The 20,478-nt window shown below is 60.7% G+C and carries 18 protein-coding genes; 6 read left to right on the forward strand and 12 right to left on the reverse strand.

The annotated features are described in order from the left end of the window. Window positions 1-18: 18 nt before the first annotated feature. The 5 genes from AC07N8_RS01960 to AC07N8_RS01980 all read right to left on the reverse strand — a co-directional run bounded on the left by AC07N8_RS01960 (window position 19) and on the right by AC07N8_RS01980 (window position 7,419). A complete protein-coding gene (locus tag AC07N8_RS01960) occupies window positions 19-1,116 on the reverse strand; it encodes a DUF1513 domain-containing protein (RefSeq protein ID WP_493142367.1) in 1,098 nt (365 codons plus the stop codon). 14 nt (window positions 1,117-1,130) lie between these two features. Next, window positions 1,131-2,195 carry an imelysin family protein gene (locus AC07N8_RS01965; protein ID WP_027922870.1) on the reverse strand — a complete coding sequence of 355 codons (1,065 nt, stop codon included), beginning with the start codon at window positions 2,193-2,195 and terminating at the stop codon, window positions 1,131-1,133. 27 nt (window positions 2,196-2,222) lie between these two features. Continuing rightward, window positions 2,223-3,650, reverse strand: coding sequence for a di-heme oxidoreductase family protein (locus tag AC07N8_RS01970; protein WP_493142369.1), 1,428 nt, complete (start codon window positions 3,648-3,650; stop codon window positions 2,223-2,225). 218 nt (window positions 3,651-3,868) lie between these two features. Beyond that, on the reverse strand, window positions 3,869-5,218 hold the full coding sequence (locus AC07N8_RS01975; protein ID WP_493142371.1) for an imelysin family protein: 1,350 nt from the start codon (window positions 5,216-5,218) through the stop codon (window positions 3,869-3,871). Between the two features lie 149 nt (window positions 5,219-5,367). Continuing rightward, window positions 5,368-7,419 (reverse strand): putative bifunctional diguanylate cyclase/phosphodiesterase, encoded by a 2,052-nt coding sequence (locus AC07N8_RS01980; protein ID WP_483841849.1) that lies wholly within the window; start codon window positions 7,417-7,419, stop codon window positions 5,368-5,370. A 1,218-nt stretch (window positions 7,420-8,637) separates the two neighbouring features. Here AC07N8_RS01980 and AC07N8_RS01985 point away from each other — a divergent pair. After that, window positions 8,638-9,006 (forward strand): DUF6124 family protein, encoded by a 369-nt coding sequence (locus tag AC07N8_RS01985; RefSeq protein ID WP_493142373.1) that lies wholly within the window; start codon window positions 8,638-8,640, stop codon window positions 9,004-9,006. Between the two features lie 204 nt (window positions 9,007-9,210). Here the strand turns inward: AC07N8_RS01985 and AC07N8_RS01990 are convergent, their stop codons facing one another. From AC07N8_RS01990 to AC07N8_RS02000, 3 genes are all read right to left on the reverse strand, one after another. Next, complete coding sequence (locus AC07N8_RS01990) at window positions 9,211-9,807, reverse strand: superoxide dismutase (protein WP_008034365.1); 597 nt, start codon at window positions 9,805-9,807, stop codon at window positions 9,211-9,213. A 176-nt stretch (window positions 9,808-9,983) separates the two neighbouring features. After that, entirely contained in the window at window positions 9,984-10,586 is a 603-nt protein-coding gene (locus AC07N8_RS01995; protein WP_493142375.1) for a LysE/ArgO family amino acid transporter, read from the reverse strand. A 5-nt stretch (window positions 10,587-10,591) separates the two neighbouring features. Continuing rightward, window positions 10,592-10,993: an ACT domain-containing protein gene (locus AC07N8_RS02000; protein WP_483841846.1), complete on the reverse strand. Its 402-nt coding sequence runs from the start codon at window positions 10,991-10,993 to the stop codon at window positions 10,592-10,594. 110 nt (window positions 10,994-11,103) lie between these two features. Here AC07N8_RS02000 and AC07N8_RS02005 point away from each other — a divergent pair, with 110 nt between their 5' ends. The 4 genes from AC07N8_RS02005 to AC07N8_RS02020 all read left to right on the forward strand — a co-directional run bounded on the left by AC07N8_RS02005 (window position 11,104) and on the right by AC07N8_RS02020 (window position 15,183). Beyond that, window positions 11,104-11,997 carry a LysR family transcriptional regulator ArgP gene (locus tag AC07N8_RS02005; RefSeq protein WP_493142377.1) on the forward strand — a complete coding sequence of 298 codons (894 nt, stop codon included), beginning with the start codon at window positions 11,104-11,106 and terminating at the stop codon, window positions 11,995-11,997. A 54-nt stretch (window positions 11,998-12,051) separates the two neighbouring features. Continuing rightward, entirely contained in the window at window positions 12,052-13,044 is a 993-nt protein-coding gene (locus AC07N8_RS02010; RefSeq protein WP_493142379.1) for an NAD-dependent epimerase/dehydratase family protein, read from the forward strand. Window positions 13,045-13,163: 119 nt separating this feature from the next. Further along, the gene (locus AC07N8_RS02015; protein ID WP_493142381.1) at window positions 13,164-14,042 is read left to right on the forward strand and encodes an ATPase; all 879 of its coding nucleotides are present in this window, start codon (window positions 13,164-13,166) and stop codon (window positions 14,040-14,042) included. Between the two features lie 292 nt (window positions 14,043-14,334). Next, window positions 14,335-15,183 carry a cache domain-containing protein gene (locus tag AC07N8_RS02020; RefSeq protein WP_483841842.1) on the forward strand — a complete coding sequence of 283 codons (849 nt, stop codon included), beginning with the start codon at window positions 14,335-14,337 and terminating at the stop codon, window positions 15,181-15,183. A gap of 135 nt (window positions 15,184-15,318) precedes the next feature. Here the strand turns inward: AC07N8_RS02020 and AC07N8_RS02025 are convergent, their stop codons facing one another. After that, window positions 15,319-16,836 (reverse strand): MDR family MFS transporter, encoded by a 1,518-nt coding sequence (locus AC07N8_RS02025; protein WP_493142384.1) that lies wholly within the window; start codon window positions 16,834-16,836, stop codon window positions 15,319-15,321. Window positions 16,837-16,914: 78 nt separating this feature from the next. Next, window positions 16,915-18,108, reverse strand: a complete 1,194-nt coding sequence (gene pobA, locus AC07N8_RS02030) for a 4-hydroxybenzoate 3-monooxygenase (protein ID WP_493142385.1) — start codon at window positions 18,106-18,108, stop codon at window positions 16,915-16,917. A 179-nt stretch (window positions 18,109-18,287) separates the two neighbouring features. On the opposite strand from pobA, the gene AC07N8_RS02035 reads away from it, so the two are divergent. Next, window positions 18,288-19,184, forward strand: coding sequence for a helix-turn-helix domain-containing protein (locus tag AC07N8_RS02035; RefSeq protein WP_483841839.1), 897 nt, complete (start codon window positions 18,288-18,290; stop codon window positions 19,182-19,184). A gap of 9 nt (window positions 19,185-19,193) precedes the next feature. Here AC07N8_RS02035 and AC07N8_RS02040 read toward each other — a convergent pair whose 3' ends face one another. Beyond that, window positions 19,194-19,370 (reverse strand): hypothetical protein, encoded by a 177-nt coding sequence (locus tag AC07N8_RS02040; protein ID WP_170219114.1) that lies wholly within the window; start codon window positions 19,368-19,370, stop codon window positions 19,194-19,196. 142 nt (window positions 19,371-19,512) lie between these two features. After that, entirely contained in the window at window positions 19,513-20,418 is a 906-nt protein-coding gene (locus AC07N8_RS02045; protein WP_493142387.1) for a LysR family transcriptional regulator, read from the reverse strand. Window positions 20,419-20,478 lie beyond the last annotated feature (60 nt).

Consider the following 20,478-nt stretch of genomic DNA (forward strand, 5'->3'; position numbering starts at 1 on the left):
CCAGCGGGGAGGGTGGGATCAGATGAGGTGCAGGTGGTTATCCCAGAGGCCGGCCGGCAGCTCCAAGGGTTTTGCAACAAGGTTTGTCTGACGGCAATCGTAGTACCGGCAGCGGCCCTGGCCCGAGGTCACGACAAAACCGTCGGCCACGGCGCCGACCCCGGCGCAATCGGGCAATGGCGCATCCAGGCGCACTTCGCCGCTGTCCAGGTCCCAGATGAAAAAGCGGTTGCCCCGTGGCGCGGTCAACGCCACCAGGCGCAGTTCGCTGTGCACGGCGACGCTGGCGGTGTAATGCCCCATCGCCTGCAACTGATGCTCGGGCACCGGGAACGCCACGAATGGCTGGCCGGGACGCTTGATCGCGAGCAGTTCCGACGACTCGTGGGACGCCCCCATGAATTGCTGACCGGCAACGATGGTGCCGTCGCTGGCGATCCCCAGATGCCGCACGCTGTTCATCTGCTGGGCGAGGGTTTCCTTGCTCAACAGGGTGCCATCGCGTTGCATCAGCACCAGGCTCGGTTCCATGGCATTGAGGTTCATCTCGACCCGGCTTTCGGCCTCGGTGCGAATGCCGCCGTTGGCCACCACCAGGGTTTCGCCATCGGGCATCCACGACACCTGATGCGGGCCAATGCCATGGGTGGAAATCTCACCGCTGTGCACCAGCCGCTCACCTTCGAACTTATACACACCGAGCAAGCCCCGGCCTGGATCGGACGTATCGTTCTCGGTCGCGTACAGCCAGTCGCCGCTCTTGTGAATCACCGCATGCCCGTAGAAATGCCGGTTTGGCAGCGACGTCACGGTTTGCAGCAACGTGCCGTCACGCAAGTCGATCAGGTAGCTCTCGGTGCCCGGACGACGGGCCACGAACAGCGCCATCGGCAACGTCGGGTGGTTGATGATGTCGTGGCAGCGCTGGCCGACCTGGGTGGCGAACACCCGGGTGCCGTCCAGCCGATAACCGACGGCGTAATGCTTGCCGTCGGTATCGTCCCGCGCCGACAGCAGCAGCGGGCTTTTGTCCTTTTGCTTGAACAGCGTCCAGCCGCCCAGTGTCACTGCTCCCAGCAGCAAGCTACCTAAAGTCAGAGCCTGACGTCGCAGCATGGCACTCGTCCTCATCAGTCACCGTCGTTGGCGTTGAAGCCCAGTTGAATGCCCAGCGCCTTGGCCAGTTCGCCTTCGTGCAGGCGATGGACCACGTTGAGGCTGTCGTAGAGATCGTTGAGCTGTTGGCGACCGGCATCGTCGTTGAGCATTTCGGTCAGCGAGCGCTGATTGCTGGCGAACAGTTTCAGCGAGGCGGCGTAGGCCGCATCGATCTTGTCGGCCAACGGTTTCTGGTCGCTCGGCAACAGACCACGCAGGCCTTTGTTGTCGACGCCTTCCCACACGGTTTTGGCCGCGGCGAGGCTGGCTTCGAGGCCGGTCAGGGACGACTGGCTGCGCCATGCATCGGCCTGGAACGGCTGCGGCACGCCTTTGCTCTGGCGGCCCATTGGCGTGCCGAGTTTTTTCTTCAGGGTGTCGATGGCGGTGACTTGCACGCGCAGCAAATCGGCGATGGCTTCGTGGGAATCGGCGTAGCGCTGGTTCGGGAACTTGCTCATTTGCGCGAGCATGCCGTCGGTGTTGTTCCAGCTTTGCAGAATCTCTTCGGCCAGTTGTTTCTGACGCTCGCCGATGGCTTTCAGCAGCGGGCAATACTTGGCTTTCTGCGCGTCGTTGGCCACGTCCGGCTTGCTGTCGAACAGGATGTATTCATAGGCCGAGAGGCCCTGAACCACCACGCTGGACTTGGCCAGGGCGGCGGCATCGATCTGCGGCTGCGCGGTGACCAATTGCTCGACCTGACGGCCGACCAGGTTCTTCTTGTCCGGCCAGAATTGCACCTGCCACGAACGGTTGCCCTCGGCCAGCGGCCCGATCAGCAGCGGTTGCAGCTCGGCCCAGGCTTTCTGCGCGTGCAGGAAGTCGGTGCGGGCGGTGTCGAGGTTTTCCTTGCCTTCGCAGTAGGCGAGGGCGCTGGCGGCCAATTGGCGGTCGGCTTCAACCCAGCGGGTGTAGGTCGGCAGGATCACCGATTTGGCGATGGCGGCGGACGTCACGGCTTGCGGGTCCTGCGGTGAGCAGGCGCCCAATGCGAGTGCGGCAAGGCTGGTGAACAACAATTTGGGGCGGAACATGTCGGGCTCCCGATGCTTTATAAGTGCTTAAAGTGAGTTCAAAAATGCCAGCAACGCAGCGCGCTGCTCGGCATTGAAAGACAAAACCTGTTGCTGCGCGGCCGTCGCTTCGCCGCCATGCCAAAGCACGGCTTCGAGCAGATTGCGCGCGCGGCCATCATGCAAAAACTGGGTGTGGCCACTGACCGCTTGCGTCAGGCCGATACCCCACAACGGCGGGGTGCGCCAGTCGCGGCCACTGGCCTGGAATTCTGTGCGGTTGTCGGCCAGGCCATCGCCCATGTCATGCAGCAGCAGATCGCTGTACGGGCGAATCACTTGATTGGCCAGTTCAGGTTCGGCGGCGTTGGCGGCGGTGGTGTATTTCGGCGTGTGGCAGGATTGGCATCCGGCCTGGAAAAACAGGTTTTTGCCGGCCAGGACGTCGGGCGCACTGATATCGCGGCGGGCCGGTACGGCAAGGTTTCGGCTGTAGAACAGCACCAGGCGCAGGATGTTGTCGCTGACTTCCGGCTCACCGTCGGGGCCGGTGCCATTGGGTGCCTGTTTGCAGGCGGTTTGCGCGTCGGTGCAGTCATCAAACGGTCTCAGGCGGGTGGTCAGGCCCATGTCGCCGGAAAACGCATGCACATTCTGTTGATTGAGGTTCGGTTGCCCGGCTTTCCAGCCAAATCGGCCGAGGACGGTTTTCTGCTGGGCGTCATCCCAGACTCGGTTCGGACGTCCGGCGATGCCGTTGTTGTCCTTCGCCTGCGCTTGGGCGTTGGCCAGGATCGCCTCGTCGGGAATCGCTTCGAGCAAGCCCAGGCCGATCATTGGCGGGGCGACACGAGCCGAAAAACGGGTGTCGGGGTGCATCGGGCCGTAGCCCAGTTGGGTGATGTTCAGACTCGGCTTGCGCAACTCGACTTCGGTGCCGTCCTTGAAACGCACGGGGACGGGCGTGTAATCGACGCGCACCTTGCCTTCCGGTGCAACGCCCGGCACGGCCATGTCCTGGAACTGACCGCCATAGACCGGCTCCGGCACCACGCCTAGCTGCTCGATGACCTTGGCATAGGCCGGTGCGTTGGGGATCGACAGGCGCACCAGCATCGACACGGCATTCGGTGCATCGGGCGGTGGCGGATGACCGCGCCCGTCCTTGATGTGGCAGCCCTGGCAGGCATTGGTGTTGAACAGCGGGCCGAGTCCATCGCGGGCCGTGGTGGTCGACGGCGCGATCACCCACGGGCTGCGGAAAAAACTGTTACCGACGCTGAAATCCACGCGCCGTGACGGCGGCAGGTTGGCGGACGGCAGGGAAAACGCGTTCTGATCAGTCTTGCGCACGGTCGCGCTGCCACCGGACCGGGCTTCACCGGGTTCGGCCTTGGTAAAACGCGGGGCGTCATCGCAGGCACTCAGGCCCAGGGCCAGTAACAGTGCGGACAAGCGAAGAGGCAGCGGGGGCATCAGACATCCTGCGAGACGAGCAAAACAAGGGCGCAAAGTCTAACAGGGCAGGGGAGTTTGAATAAGAGGAATTATCGTTTGCTTGATGTGGCGCAAGGTTTTCGCATGAGACCGGGTCGCGGCCATCGCGGGCAAGCCACGCTCCCACAGGGGGATTGCATTCACGCAGGTATGAAAAAGGCGACCCTAAGGTCGCCTTCTTGTACCGCCAGCGTTGATCAGAACTCGTGATCAGCGTTGTCCGGGTTCAGGTCGCTGATACCCAGTTTGCCAGCAGCGGCTTCGATCGAACCGGTCTGCTTGACCAGCGAAGCGATGGCGTCACGGACGATCTGGTTGCCAGCGGTGTTGCCAGCGGCGATCAGTTGGTCGTAGTGCTCACCCTTGTTGGCGTGGTCAACCATGACCTGGATCTTGGCTTCGGTAGCGGCCAGATCAGCTTTCAGCGCGGTATCGGCAGCCGGGTCGGCCTTGGCCACCAGGGACGACAGGCTGGCGCCGGTCATTTTGGTGCCGTCGACGCGGGTGTATTCGCCCAGGTACACGTTACGAATGCCTTTGGCATCGTAGAAGTGCGAGTTGTGGGTGTTGTCGCTGAAGCAATCCTGTTCGTCTTCCGGGGAGTTGGCTTCCAGGGACACCTTCATGCGCTCGCCCGCCAGTTCGCCCAGGGACAGGCTGCCCATGCCGAACAGCATTTTGCGCAGGCCGGTATCCACCGGTTCGGCTTCCAGGGTGGCGCGGTAGTTGTCGGCCACGTTCGGCTTCCAGTTACCGACCATTTCTTCCAGGTCGCTGACCAGCAGTTGGGTCACGGACTTCAGGTAAGCGCGGCGACGATCGTTGTGACCGCCAGTGGCGCCTTTGCCTTCCAGGTAGTCGGAAGCAGGACGGTTGCCGGCGCCTGGGCCGGTGCCGTTCAGGTCCTGGCCCCACAGCAGGAATTCGATGGCGTGGTAGCCGGTCGCAACGTTGGCCTCGGAACCGCCCAGCTCGTTCAGGCTGGCGAGTTTTTCCGGGGTGATGTCTTTCACGTCGACCTTGTCTTCGCCGACCTGGACTTCAGTGTTGGCGATGATGTTGGCGGTGGCGCCCGGGTTACCCAGTGCGTGTTCGTAGGATTTGTCGACGTAGTCGATCAGGCCTTCGTCCAGTGGCCAGGCGTTAACCTGACCTTCCCAATCGTCGATGATGGTGTTGCCGAAGCGGAACACTTCGCTCTGCAGGTAAGGCACGCGAGCAGCGACCCAGGCAGCCTTGGCGGCTTTCAGGGTGTCGGCGTTCGGCTTGGCGAGGAAGGCGTCAACGGCGGTTTGCAGGGTTTTCGCGGTGGATTCGGCATCGCTGTAAACGGCGAAGACGATGTCGGCGTAATGCGCGACAACGGCTTTGGCGGCCGCTTCATCGACTTTGCTGGTCGCAGCAGGGGCGGCAGCTGGCGCAGCAGCGGTGCTGGCGGCCGGAGTCGGCGCTGGCGCAGCGGCGGTCTTGTCTTTGCCTTCGCCACAACCGGCGAGGGAAATAGCGATGGCCAACAGACTGGCGGTAGCCAGAGGCATACGAATCATGGCGAACATCCTGCTTCGAGAGGGGGTGGAAGGCGCTTCACACGCGCAAAACTGCGACATAATGCAAATCTTTCGCATTATGTGTAAAGGGTTGCAGGTGGAAATATTTCTTATTCACGCGGCGCAGTACGTGTAGCGGCTGCGTCGTTTTAGAGAATTGCCGCGTTACTGCGCTGGGCCTGTTTCAGGTAGGCGCCCAGTTCCCGTGCCGGCAACGGTTTGCTGTAGTAGTAGCCCTGACCTTCGTGACAGCCTTCGGAGATGATGTAGGCCTCTTGCTCGGCGGTCTCCACGCCCTCGGCAATGACTTGCATGCCGAGGCTCTTGCCCAGCTGGATGATCGCCCGAACGATGGTTGCATCGTCGTCGTCATCGAGCAGGTCTTGCACGAAGCTCTTGTCGATCTTGATCTTGTCCAGCGGCAGGCTTTTCAGATAACTCAGTGACGAATAGCCGGTGCCGAAGTCATCGATGGCGATCAAGGCGCCGGAGCGACGCAGGCTCAGCAGGTGCTGGGCGGCGGTGCTGATGTCTTCCATCAGGCCGGTTTCGGTCACTTCCAGTTCCAGGCTGCGCGGTGGCAGGCGGTACATTTGCAGCAGGTTGTTCACCACACGCGGCAATTCGGCGTGGTGCAGTTGCACGGTAGACAGGTTGACCGCCATGCGCAGGTCGGGGAAGCCCTGGTCGTGCCAGTCGCGCAATTGTTTGCAAGCCTGATCCAGCACCCATTCGCCGATGGCAATGATGGTGCCGTTCTGCTCGGCCAGCGGGATGAACAGGTCCGGCGGCACCAGGCCGTGTTCGGGATGCTGCCAGCGAATCAACGCTTCGACGCCTACCACCCGGTGGTCGCGGTAGCTGATCTGTGGCTGGTAGACGAGGTAGAACTGATCGCGGGCCAGGGCATCGCGCAGGTCTTTTTCCAGTTCGCGACGACGACGCATCTCGGTGTCGACGCTGGCGATGTAGAACTGATAACGGTTGCGCGAGCGGGTTTTGGCCAAGGTCATGGTCTGCTCGGCTTTTTGCAGCAGTTTCTCGGTGCTGTCACCGTCCTCGGGGAACAGGGTGATGCCGATGGTCGCGCGCAGGCGGATTTCCTGATGGTCGAGGGCAAACGCCGCTTCCAGATCATCAAGGATGCTTTGCGCCAGTTCGGCGGCTTCATAGGGTTGTTCGATATCAGCCTGGACCAGGGCGAACTGGTCGCCGCCGAGACGGGCGAGGGCGCCAAGGCGACCGCTGTGAGCGCGCAGCCTGTCAGCCAACGCCAGCAGCAATTGGTCGCCGGTCTGGTAGCTGAATTGTTCGTTGATGCCTTTGAAATCGTCCAGTCCCACCACCAAAACCGCGACCCGACGCTGCAATTTGCCGGCGTCGACCAGGATTTTGTCCAGTTGTTGCTGCAATTGCTGGCGGTTGGGCAGGCCGGTCAGGAAGTCGTACTGGGCCATGCGTAACAGGCTGTTTTCTGCTTCGTGGCGCAGATGGGTATTGCGTTCGATGGATTCGAGCAACTGGTTGGCGGTGTTGATCCAGATGCCCAGTTCGTTCTTTTCGTGACCCTTGAGTTGCGGAATTTTGTGTTCGCTGGGGCGATCCGGGTTGATTTCGGTCAGGTGCTCGATGATCCGCGACAGCGGTTTGGTCAGCAGCCAGTGGTAGACCAGGTACAGCACCAGGCCCATGGCCATGGCGCGCAATACGCCGGAAATGAAGATGATCACCGAGCTGACGATGAACCCTTGGCCGTAGGTGGCGGTGTCGAGGGTGATGCTCAGGTCGCCGTAATACTCGCTGTAAGGGCCACGACCGACCAGTTGGGTGGTGAAGGTGCGTTCCTTGCCGAGGATCAGGTCGGTCAGCCAGCGGCTGTTTGAGTGCTGCAACTCACGGGTTTTTTGCGCGAGCATGGCTTCGTTGGGGTGGCCGATGGAGGCCTTGCGCACGGCGTCGTCCTGGAACAGGCCTTCGATCACTTGCATGCCCATTTCCCGGTCCAGGCTGTAGACGGCCTGGGTAGACGGGTCGCGGAACATGTCGAGGATGCGTTCGGCGTCGTTGGCCACGGCCTGGCGTGTCTTGTAGGCGTCGAAAACGATTTGCGCACAGCTCAAGACCACGCCGACGATCAATGCCGACAGGAGCACGACCCGGAGCAACTTCACCGACAAGCTGTTCTTGAGTTCCAGCTTCAAAGGGTTATTCCTTGTTCCGTGCGGGTAGCCATCAAGTTGCCATGAGTATTGGCAATCCCGTGTTGGCAGTCAAAGGGACATTTATTCACAGGGGATTTTGTCTGTGGGCTTGGCCGATTTGCTGTTGTCCGGGGTGTTTGTCCTATTAGTACTGTGTCGGTAGTTGGGTCCTTCAACTTGAGGGGATCGGGATAATTTTTCCTTCTCGGTTGATGGTAGCCGGCTATGGCGTTGGGGCAAGGGGGGTTAGGCTGGTTTCATTGTCAGCAATTGACCTGTTTTCTGCGGATGTACATATTCCAAATGTGGGAGCGAGCCTGCTCGCGAAGGCGTCCTGACAGACGACCATTCTCTTCCCTGGTGTACATATCCATTCCTGCGGTAACGGCCGCTAATGGTTCCGCCCTTACGGCGTGTCACTTTGGCAAACGCCGGGGTGCCGGCCCAGCCCAAAGTAACCAAAGGTCTCGCCCCGAGCGTCCGGCCCCTCGCTTAGGCTCGGCGTTCCTTCGTTCCGGTATCCATCCGGGGACACTGCCCTCCGGTCTGCTTCGCTACGACCTACATGCAGCGTGTTCGACTGCGTCGAACGGCGCTACGCGCCACTCCCCGGATGCACACCTCCACTCAGCCTCCCGAGGGGGCGGGTGGATCAAGATCAAAAGCTGCAGGCGAGCTAACGCTCGGCCTGTTGAGTGGTGAGGAGCAAGGGCTGTACACCGATCTAGTGTAGGAGCCTGGCTTGCCAGCGATGGCGGCCTGACAGCCGACCAATCTCTATCTGATGTACCTCGATCAAAATGTGGGAGCGAGCCTGCTCGCGAAGACGGGCTCACAACCGACCAATCTCTTTCTGCTGCCCCATGACTGATCGTTCCCACGCTCCATTTTTGTGTGTTGAAAAATGTGTAAAAAGCACAGAGCTTTCCCACGCATTTTTCAGGTTGTCGGGTAGGAAGCCTTGTCTCTAACCTCTGGCTGTCGCTGAAAACTCAGCGACCGGGTGTGAGAGCCCGGCAACTTATGGTCATCCAGTGTCTGTACACGCATAATCGCCGCCAGCTTATTCGCTGCCAGCAAATGCGTTATGGCGGCTGTGTGCGGGCGGACTTCGGTCCGGCCGGGTGTCCATAACCGGTCTTCTCACCTCGCACATAGCTGCCACCTCTTCGCCGTGTGAGAAGCGGCAAGTGGAGGCTCCAACGCTGGAGAAATACAATGGACAAATTGATTCCCGATCCACCCTTGAACACCACCACCCCAGACGCCGAAGAGACCCAGTCCGAAGCACTCCTGCGAGACCGCGAAGCCATCAAACGCGCCCTCGACTACTACCTCGATCCCCCATCCCAATACACCGAAAAACCCCGCCGCCCGAGCACGATGTACATGATCGCCCCGAACATGGACACCGAAAGCCTGCTGGTCCAGGCCTGCGAGTCACTGGCCTCCGCGAGCGTCATGACCAGTGATTTCGCCGCGCACCTGATCGGCCCGCAGCGTAATACGGTGTTGGCGATTCAACAGATCATCATGCTGGCGGAGTTGGCGGTGAACCGGGCCTTGGATAACGTCGATCCGGCGTAAACCGCGTTATCGTTCTTCGCGAGCAGGCTCGCTCCCACACAAAAAATACTGTGCTCACCGCAGATCCACTGTGGGAGCGAGCCTGCTCGCGAAGGCAGCCGGATAGTCGACTCAATTCTCCAAGTTCCACAGCGCTTTCAAGCATTCCCAAACCCCATAAAAAAACCCGGCAATAAAAGCCGGGTTTTTTGTCTGGCATCGATCTTAAGCGGTGAAGGTTTTGCCTTCGAACTGCTCAGCCACGAATTTCCAGTTGACCAGGTTCCAGAACGCTTCGACGTATTTCGGACGAACGTTGCGGTAGTCGATGTAGTAGGCGTGTTCCCAGACGTCGCAGGTCAGCAGCGGGGTGTCGCCGTTGGTCAGCGGGTTGCCGGCGCCGATGGTGCTGGCCAGGGCCAGGGAACCGTCAGCCTTTTTCACCAGCCAGCCCCAACCGGAACCGAAGGTGCCGATGGAAGTCTTGCTGAATTCTTCCTTGAACTTGTCGAACGAACCGAACGAAGCGTTGATGGCTTCAGCCAGCGCGCCGGTAGGTTGACCGCCGGCGTTTGGCGCCAGGCAGTTCCAGTAGAAAGTGTGGTTCCAGACTTGAGCGGCGTTGTTGAAGATGCCGCCCGAGGAAGATTTAACGATTTCTTCCAGGGTCTTGCCTTCGAACTCGGTGCCTGGCACCAGGTTGTTCAGGTTCACGACGTAGGTGTTGTGGTGCTTGTCGTGGTGGTATTCCAGAGTTTCCTTGGAAATGTGCGGCTGCAGGGCATCGTGTGCGTAAGGCAGCGGCGGCAATTCGAAAGCCATGATGATTCTCCTAATCAGGTCAGTTGCGGTGAGCGCAAGGCCGATCACGGGCGGCCAGACAAGCGCCGGGGAGTTTGTACTCTTTGCGGCGCAGGGAATCGGATCATAGCACCGGGGGTGCGGCATAACCACGCAACAACTGTGTGGAATAGAGGTTCCAGAGCCTTTTGGAATATTCAGGGGGTGACGATTAATTGAAACGCCACCGCAAACATCATCACCGCCACCAGCAGATCGAGAATTCGCCAGGTGCTTGGCCGCGCGAGCCACGGCGCCAACCATGCCGCGCCCAACGCCAGGGTAAAGAACCACAGCAGCGAAGCACTGGCCGCGCCCACCACATAAGCGCCGGGCTCGGTTTGTTGTGCACCGAGGGAGCCAATCAGCAACACCGTGTCCAGGTAAACGTGCGGGTTGAGCAACGTCACCGCCAGCGCACTGAGCATCACTGCACGCAGTGAACGCACGGCCTGGTTTTCACCCTGTTGCAGGCTCTGTTTCGAAAAAGCCCTGCGCAGCGCCTGGCTGCCGTACCAAATCAGAAACACCGCGCCGCCCCAACGGGCAACCGCCAGCAAGGTCGGGTTATGCGCCAGTACCGTGGCGAGGCCAAACACCCCGGCGGCGACGAGCAAGGCATCGCAAACCACGCACAATGCCGCCACCGGCAGGTGATGTTCGCGACGAAGACTTTGCGCCAGCACAAACGCATTCTGCGTGCCGATCGCCATGATCAGCCCGGCGGCCACCAACAGGCCGTTTACATAGCTTTGCCACATATTTTTTACTCCGCGTTGGCCGCCAGGTCCCGCAGCACGTGGAGTGCGCGTTCGGCGTCGGCCTGACCGACAAACAGGTGATCGTGGTAGTAGCCGGCGACTACGTTGCAGCTGATGCCGGCCTTGCCCAATGCGGTGGCGAAGGCGGCGGTCAGGCCGACCGCTTCCAGCGCGGAATGAACATTCAGGGTGATCCAGGCCGCGACGTAGTCGAAGCTGAAACCGGCCTGTTCGGCGTGGGAACGTTCCAGGATCACGGTCAGACCTTCCTGCTCGCGAAAGCTGCCGACGATCTCGAGGCCCGCCGGCAGTTTGCCGTCGCGCAGGGTGCAGAACACGTATTCGCCGGCGTTGAGTTGCGGGCTCATGCTGCGCAGCAGGGTTGCCAATGACGTTTCGCCAGCCATGTCGGATTCCTTGATGAAGAGATTCTTGTTGAAGAGATCTTGATGGGCATTCTCCGCTGCTAACCTGTATAAGAAAAACCAATCATGCTGATCGCTCATTAGGAAAACTGATGTTCGACTATAAATTACTCTCTGCTTTGGCCGCTGTGGTCGAGCAGGCCGGTTTTGAACGGGCCGCGCAGGTGCTTGGCCTGTCGCAATCGGCGATCTCCCAGCGGATCAAACTGCTGGAAGCGCGGGTCGGCCAGCCGGTGCTGGTACGGGTCACACCGCCGGCGCCGACGGAAATTGGCCGGCGTCTGCTCAACCATGTGCAGCAAGTGCGTTTGCTGGAGCGCGACTTGCAATCCCTGGTGCCGGCGCTGGATGAAGAAGGCCTGCCGGAGCGCCTGCGTATCGCGTTGAATGCTGACAGCCTCGCGACTTGGTGGGCGCAGGCGGTGGGTGACTTTTGTGCCGAGCAACATCTGTTGCTGGATCTGGTGGTCGAAGACCAGACCGTCGGCCTCAAACGTATGCGCGCCGGCGAAGTGGCGGCGTGTGTCTGCGCCAGTGAGCGCCCGGTGGCTGGGGCGCGCAGCGTTTTGCTGGGGGCGATGCGTTATCGGGCGTTGGCCAGTCCGGCGTTTATCGCGCGCCATTTCCCGGACGGTGTTCGCGCCGATCAACTGGCGAAAACCCCGGCGCTGGTGTTTGGCCCGGACGATTTCCTGCAGCATCGCTACCTCGCCTCCCTCGGGGTGGACGGCGGTTTCGAACACCATTTATGCCCCTCGTCTGAAGGCTTCATTCGCTTGACCGAGGCGGGTCTCGGCTGGGGGCTGGTGCCGGAACTGCAGGTGCGCAAGCAACTGGAACGCGGTGTTTTGCGCGAGCTTTTGCCAGATAAGCCCATCGATGTGCCGCTGTACTGGCATCATTGGCGCAATGGCGGTCAGCTACTGGGGTTGTTGACCGATCAATTGGTGCGTTCGTCGAAGCAATGGCTGGTGCCGTTGGACTGACGGGCAGCGTCAAGACTCACGAATCAGGCAAAACGAAAGACATCGGAGCACTACATGAAAATTCTGGTCACCGGCGCAAGCGGCTTCATCGGCGGACGCTTCGCGCGTTTCGCCCTGGAGCAGGGCCTGGACGTGCGGGTCAACGGTCGCCGGGCCGAAAGCGTCGAACACCTGGTGCGCCGTGGCGCCGAGTTCATTCAGGGCGACTTGAGCGACCCGGAACTGGCGCGCGAGCTGTGTTCAGACGTCGAAGCCGTGGTCCATTGCGCGGGGGCAGTGGGGCTTTGGGGGCGTTATCAGGACTTTCATCAGGGCAACGTCCAGGTCACCGAAAACGTGGTTGAAGCTTGCCTGAAGCAGCGGGTCCGGCGGTTGGTGCACCTGTCGTCGCCGTCGATCTACTTTGATGGCCGTGATCATCTGGGTTTGACCGAAGAGCAAGTGCCCAAGCGCTTCAAGCATCCCTACGCGGCCACCAAGTTCCTCGCCGAGCAAAAAGTCTTCGGCGCCCAGGAATTCGGCCTCGAAACCCTGGCCCTGCGCCCGCGCTTCGTCACGGGCGCGGGTGACATGAGCATCTTCCCGCGCCTGCTGAAAATGCAGCGCAAAGGTCGCTTGGCGATCATCGGCAATGGCCTGAACAAGGTCGACTTCACCAGTGTGCAAAACCTCAACGAAGCGTTGCTCAGCAGTTTGCTCGCCAGCGGCTCGGCCTTGGGCAAGGCCTACAACATCAGTAACGGCACGCCGATTCCGTTGTGGGACGTGGTCAATTACGTCATGCGCAACATGCAAGTCCCACAAGTGACGCGCTACCGTTCCTACGGTTTGGGCTACACCGTCGCGGCCCTCAACGAGGGGGTGTGCAAGCTGTGGCCGGGGCGTCCCGAGCCGACCCTGTCGAGACTGGGCATGCAGGTGATGAACAAAAATTTCACCCTGGACATCAGCCGCGCCCGGCATTATCTGGACTACGATCCGAAAGTCAGTGTCTGGGCCGCCCTCGATGAATTTTGCAGCTGGTGGAAGGCCCAGGACATCCGCTGACGCGCCAGGACCTGCCTGCCCGCACTGAACCGAGTGGGGTATAGAGAGTCAATCGGTGCGGCAGTGGGGTTTATACTCGCCGCATACAGCCATCACCGCGTTCCACAAAGGTTGACTCAATGTCCATGCGTAACGATGCCAACGACGATTTCGATGATGTACCGAGCCTGCGCGCCGACATCCTCGACGATGACGATTTTCCGCCCACCACGCGTACCAGCGTGCATTCGCGTCCGGCACCGGTGGTGAAGGTCAAAGGCGCCAGCACCGGCCCGCTGTGGGCGTTGGTCGGCGCGTTGTTTTTTGCGTTCGCGGGCCTGGCCTGGTGGAGTTTTCAGCAGATTTCGCTGATGGAGCAACAACTGGTCGCCACCCAGGAAAGTTTCGCGCGCATCAGTGAGGAAGCGGCGGGGCGCTTGCAGGATATTTCCGGCAAGGTCGTCGCCAGCCAGACCAACGTCACCAGCGACAGCGAAGCACTGAAACTGCAAATCAAGGACCTCGAATCCAAACTGCTGGACCAGAGCAAACAGCAGCAGGGTGTCGTCGGTCAGACCACCGATCTGGACAAGCGCCTGGCGCAGATGACCGCGCAAACCAGCGACCTGGACAAGCGTCTGGCGCAACTTGCCGCCCAGAGCACCGAGCATCAGACGGCCAATACTCAGTTGCAGGCGCAGCTCAAAGCCTTGAGCACCGAGTTGACCGCCCTGAAAAGCGCGCCGGACGACAGCAGCAAATTCGACGCACAGCTCAAGAGCCTCGGCGCCGATATTGTCGCGCTGAAAAAACAAGGCAATCCAAGCGCCGCGATCGAGCGTCTGGAACAAGACATGATCGTGCTCAAAAGCGAGCAGGACAACCGCCCGGCCGCAGCCCAGAACCCCACCAATACCGCCGAGTTCGACGCGTTCCGCGGCCAGGTCACGCGCAACATCAACACCCTGCAGGCGCAGATCCAGAACCTGCAGCAGCAACTGCGCGCCCGGGGGCAATAGTCTGGAGGTTGCGGCATACCTGTGGCGAGGGAGCTTGCCTGTGGCGAGGGGGCTTGCCCCCGTTGGGTGGCGAAGCCACCCCAAAACCATCCACCGCAACTCTTCAGTTAAATCGCGGTGCCTCGTTTACGACTGCTGCGCAGCCGAACGGGGCGATGCGGCGTTCCGACAAGCCCCCTCGCCACACAAACACCATTTGCCACAGGATTCTGTGTGGTGGTGTGGTGAATACTCGTACATCTCCCATTGCCGTCTACGCTCTTGAAACACCGACAAGAACGAGGGATGCGCTATGGGGGTTCTGCACAAACTGGCCTTATTGGGCGGGATGCTGTTGCTGTGCCTGGGGCAGGTTCACGCCGCCACGGCGGAAAAGGATGACAGCCAGGCCGCCAAAGCCTTGCTGGAAAAAGCCCTGGCTTACTACCACGACAACGGCGACAAGGCCTTCGCGGCGTTCAGCCGTCAGGGCGAGTTTGTCGACAAGGACCGCTACGTTTTCGTGGTCGATACCAAGGGCGTGATGCTCGCCAGCGGCGGGCCGTCGGCGGCGTTGATCGGGCGGGACGTCACCGAGACCCTTGGGCCGGACTTGCAGAAAGCTTTCAAGGACGCCTTGAAAGTGCCGGAGGGCAATGGCATCCAGCAGGCGGAATACCGTTGGCAGAACTGGTCCGACGGCAAGGTCGAGCGCAAGCATGTGTTCTATCAACGCGTCGGCCAGCGGATTCTGGCGGTCGGTTACTACCTGCCACGGGCCTCGGCGGAACAGGCGATGGCGCTGCTGAACAAAGCCGCGACCGATCTGGCCAAGGACGAGAAGGGCACACTGACCGCGATCAATTCCCTCAAGGGCGGTTACCTGCAGGATGACCTGTACGTGTTTGTCGTCGACCTGGACACCCAGCGCTACGTGGCCCACGGCACCAACCTGCGGCTGATCAACACCGACTTCGGCAAGATCAAGGACCCGGAGGGCAAACCGGTGGGCGAGCCGATCCTGGCATTGATGGCCAAGCAGGATTATGGCGAATACGAATACCGCTGGAAAAACCCGGTGACCAGCAAGGTTGAGGACAAGCATGCCTACCTGAAGAAGGTCGGGCATTTTCTGGTGGCTGTCGGGTATTACAGCCCTTGAACCTTCGGCGCCTGTAACGGCCCCTTCGCGAGCAAACCCGCTCCCACAGTAGATCTCCAGTGATTACAAATGTTGTGTACGCCAGAGATCCCCTGTGGGAGCGAGCCTGCTCGCGAAGGCCACGACTCGGTCCAACTACCGAACCTTGTCTTCCCGCCCCCGCAACAACATATTCGGCATTGCCACGGCCGCCGCCAGCCCCAGCAACGACACCGCCGCACTCACCATCAGCAAATGCCTGAACGTCAGCAACAACTCCGCACGCAAGGCGTTTTGCGCATCGCCCGGCGCAGCGTTCAAACCGTCAAGCAAGACATTCCCCGAACTGCCCTCGACAATCAGCGACGAACCGGCAATGTGCGCAAAGCTCGAATCCTGCAACAACGCCAGCAACAGCGCCGACATCAACGCCACCCCCACCGCACCGCCCAATGAGCGGAACAGGTTGGTGGTGCTGGTGGCGACGCCGATGTCGCGCTGTTCCACCGAGTTCTGCGTGCCGACCAATGACGTCGGGAATTGCATGCCGCTGGCGATCCCGCACAGCAACATGAACAGGCTGCTGAGCACAAACGCCTGAGGCGGGCTGAACGCCATGCCCAGAATCGCCATCGGCATCAGCGCCGCGCCGGTCAGGATCATCGGTTTGTAGCGCCCGGTCACCGAGGTCCGGCGTCCGGCAAAGTAGGCGCCAATCGGCAAACCCATCGCCAGCGGCAACAGGTGCAGCGCGGCGCTGTCGGCCCCGGCGCCGGTGACGCTCTGGAAGCGCAGCGGCATCAGTACGATCAGCGAGATCGCCTGGAAACTGGTGAAGAAAATCGTGCACCAGCAGAAAATCGCGTTGCGGTTGGCGAACAGATGCATCGGCAGTAATGGCTCCCGCGCCCGACGTTCATGCCAGACGAACAACCCAAGTATCACCACCGCACCGGCAAACAGTCCCAGCACTTCAGCGCTGCGCCACGAATGCCCCTGACCGACCTGCGTGATGCCCAGCAACAACGTGGTCAAGCCGATGATCATCAGTAACGTGCCAAGGTAGTCGATCACCGGTTTGCGCTGCGGCACCGGCAGGCCCACCAGCGTGCGATTGGCCACCACCCAGGCACCGAGGCCCAGCGGCAGATTGATCAGGAACACCCAGCGCCACGACAAATACTCGGTCATGTAACCGCCAAGCACTGGCCCGGCGACGCTGGCCACGGCGTACATGCTGCTGAAGTAACCCTGATAACGACCGCGTTCCCGGGGCGGGACGATGTCACCGATGATCGCCTGACTGACCGAAATCATCCCGCCGGCACCGATGCCCTGAATGATCCGCGCCAGCACCAATTGCTCCATGCTCTGGGCCATGCCGCAGAACAACGAGGCGAGGGTGAACAAGCCCATGCCGAACAGCATCAGCTTGCGCCGGCCATACAAATCGCCGAGCTTGCCGTAGATCGGCACCGCCACCGTCATCGCCACCATGTACCCGGAAATCACCCAGGCCAACAGGCTGACGTCCTTGAACTGGGCGGAAATCGCCGGCATCGAGACGGCGACAATGGTCTGGTCCAGCGCGCCGAGAAAGATCGCCAGCATCAGGGCGATCAGCACGCTGCGAATGGCCGGTTTGGGCGTGTCAGGCTGGTTGAGATTGGTCACGGTAGAACCTGCGGGCAGTAATGGACCCGCCGGGAGCGAGGCGAGCGGGGATGCTCGCCAGTGTAAGTCGATAGCAAGCTATTCGATAGCCTCGTACGGAAGCCCGACGTAATTTTCTGCAATGGTTTTTCGACCGGCTTCGGAGCCGACAAAGTAATCCAGCTCCGACTCGCTGATGCGCTGACTGAAGGCGTCATGGTCGTCGAAGCGGTGCAGCATCGACGTCATCCACCAGGAAAACCGCTCGGCTTTCCACACGCGGCGCAGGCAGATTTCGGAGTACTTCTCCAGCAAATCCACGCGTCCTTCCTGATAGACCTTCACCAGAATGTTGAACAACGTGCTGACGTCACTGGCGGCCAGGTTCAGGCCCTTGGCGCCGGTGGGCGGGACGATGTGCGCGGCATCGCCGACCAGGAACATCCGCCCGAACTGCATCGGTTCAACGACAAAACTGCGCAACGGCGCGATGCTTTTTTCGATGGACGGGCCGGTGACCAACGACGCTGCCAACGCTGGCGGCAGGCGCAATTTCAGCTCATCCCAGAAACGCTGATCCGACCAGTCCTGCACCTGGTCGTCGGCCGGCACCTGAAGGTAATACCGGGTACGCGTCGCCGAGCGCATGCTGCACAACGCAAAACCGCGCTCGTGGCGAGCGTACACCAGCTCTTCGTGCACCGGCGGCGTGTCGGCGAGGATGCCGAGCCAGCCAAACGGATAGACCCGCTCGAACACCTTAAGGCAGTCGTCGGGGATCGATTGGCGCGCCACACCGTGGAAACCGTCGCACCCGGCGATGTAGTCGCAGTCGAGGCGATACGTCTCGCCGTCCTTTTCAAAGGTGACGAAAGGTTCTGCGCTTTTCATCCCGTGCGGCATGACGTTGACGGCGTCGTAAATCGTCTGCGCGCCGGCCTCCCGACGAGCGGCCATCAGGTCGCGGGTGACTTCGGTCTGGCCATACACCATCACGGTTTTGCCACCGGTCAATGCCTGCAGATCGATGTGCACCTGACGGCCATCGAGTGCCAGTTCGAAGCCGGTGTGCACCAGGCCTTCGGCGTCCATGCGCTGACCTACGCCGGCCTGACGCAACAGCTCTACCATGCCTTGTTCAAGGACCCCGGCACGGATTCGCCCGAGCACATAATCCGGGCTCTGGCGTTCAAGAATGAGGGTGTCGATGCCGGCGTTGTGCAGCAATTGGCCGAGCAGTAAACCGGCAGGACCGGCGCCAATGATGGCGATTTGAGTTTTCAGCGTTTTCATTGTTGTTAGGACTCGCAAGCTCCACGCGACCACGGCCGGTGAATTATTTTTATGGATCGAGTGCTTGCATTTTTCCCTTGCGAGTCTGTCAATTGAAGGTGAAAACTGAGCCGATACCTGTTCTTTCTGCCAATCGGTGCGATTATCGCCCGTAACCCCCCGAGGCCTGGATTGAAGTGATGAACAAGCCTGACCTGCCTTCGATTCCAGTGTTCAAGCTCTACGGTGAAAGCCTGGATTGGCCGACCCCCGACTTGCTGCACTGCGAAACCATTTCCAAACGCAGCCGCGAACACCAATGGGAAATCAAACCCCACCGTCACGCCGATTTGTGCCAGTTACTCTTCGTCTTCAAAGGTCAGGCAGAGCTTGAGATCGAAGGTAAACGCACGCAACTGACCGAGCCGACCGTGCTGATCCTGCCGCCGTTGTCGGTGCACGGTTATCGATTCTCCGAAGACGTCGAAGGGTTCGTCTTGACCCTCGCCGCGCCGCTGATCGCCCATCTGCAAGCGCAACTGGGTAACTCGGTGAATGCCCTGGCCCAGGCCGAAAGCTACCCGGCGGGCAAGGACGGCGACTACCTCAACAGCCTGTTTTCAGCGCTGCAAGACGAATACACCGGTCACCAACCGGCGCGTGAAATGCTCATGCATTCACTGGTCAGCGTGATCATGGTCTGGGTCAGTCGGCAGGTGATTTCACGTCGCAGCGCCAGCCAGCGTCCGCAGCGTGCCCGGGAATACCTCAACGGGTTTATCCAGCTGGTGGAAGAGACTTACCGCCAGCACGTCAAGGTCGAAGACCTGGCGCATCGGCTGGGGATTTCCGTGTCCCACCTCAACGGCACGTGCCGTGAACTGGCGGGACAGCCGGCGTTGCAGATCATGCACGAACGGCAATTGCTGGAGGCCAAGCGGTTGCTGACCTACACCAGCATGACCATTTACGAAATGTCCGACGTGTTGGGTTTTTCCGATCCGACCAACTTCACGCGCCTGTTCCGGCGTCGCGTGGGGATTTCGCCCAAGGCGTTTCGCGACCGCTTGAAGGCCGATCAGGACAGCGAGGCCTGATCCCCTTCGTCAACGCAGGGCGTTGAGGGTCGCGTTGTGGGGGATGCAGCGTTCGAAGTTACAGCTCGCAAACTCACGGGGCAGTTGCCGTGCCTGCTCGACCCGCCAGGCCGCGGTGCCATACAGCGCCAGCGTCACCGCGCAGGTGATGAAAATGGTGAGGTATCTTCTTGTTTTGATGTTCATGGCGTAGACCTCTGAACGAAATACCCTTGGGTATTACTTTGAGCATAGGTCAGCGCCGGTGAGTTGCCACTAAAGCGGCATCGTATCTACCCCGATATTCAGAACACTGATGGTCCCACTGTGGGAGCGGTGTTGCGGCGAGTTACAGGCCGATATCCCACTCCGGTTCTTCCGGGAACCTTAAAACAAGGAAATCCAGCACGCTGCGCAGCGCGGCCGGCATGTGTTTGCGTGACGCATACACCGCGTAGATGTTCATCTGCCGGGGTTCGGCCTGGGGTAGCAGGCGGATCAGTTCGCCGCTGTGGATATGCACACCCGCCTGATAGCTCGGCAGCATCGCCACCCCCGCGCCGGCGATGGTTGCGCGCAGCAAGGTGCTGGCTTCGTTGGCGCTGATGTTGCCCTGTACCGGCACCGAGACCGGTTCGCCGTCCTCCTCGAAATGCCAAAGGCTTTTGCCGAAGTAGGAGTGGGTCAGGCAATTGTGCTGGCTCAGGTCCTCCACCCGCTGCGGCACCGGATGTTCGCGCAGGTAGGCAGGGGAGGCGCAGATTACCGAGCGACACACCGTCAGCCGTCGGGCGATCAGGTTCGGGTCCAGGTCGTTGCTGGTGCGGATCGCCAGATCGATGCGCTCATCCACCAGGTTCACGGTGCGGTCGAGCATTTGCAGATCAATGCTGACGCCGGGGTAACGTTTGACGTAAGCCGCCATGGCGTCCGCCAGTTGTGCCTGGCCAAACGAAGTGCTGACGCTGATGCGCAGCAACCCACGCGGTGCATCGTCCGGCTCGCTGACGGCGGCTTGCATGTCGTTGGACAACTCGAGCATCTGCCGACAGCGGGGCAGCATCTCGGTGCCGGCAGCGGTCAGGCTCAATTTGCGGGTCGTGCGGTGCATCAGCCGGGCGCCGATCCAGTCCTCCAGTTCCGCCAGATAGCGTGAAACCACCGGCCGTGACAGGTCCAGATGATCGGCGGCGGCCGACTGGCTGCCGAGGTCGACGACCGTGACGAATACGCGCATTGCTTGAAGACGATCCATGATTTGCCCGCTTTCAGAAACAAACTATGTTCAAGCATCGCATTTTTTGTACTGAGTCAT

The sequence above is a fragment of the Pseudomonas sp. GW821-FHT10C09 genome, assembly GCF_059415465.1.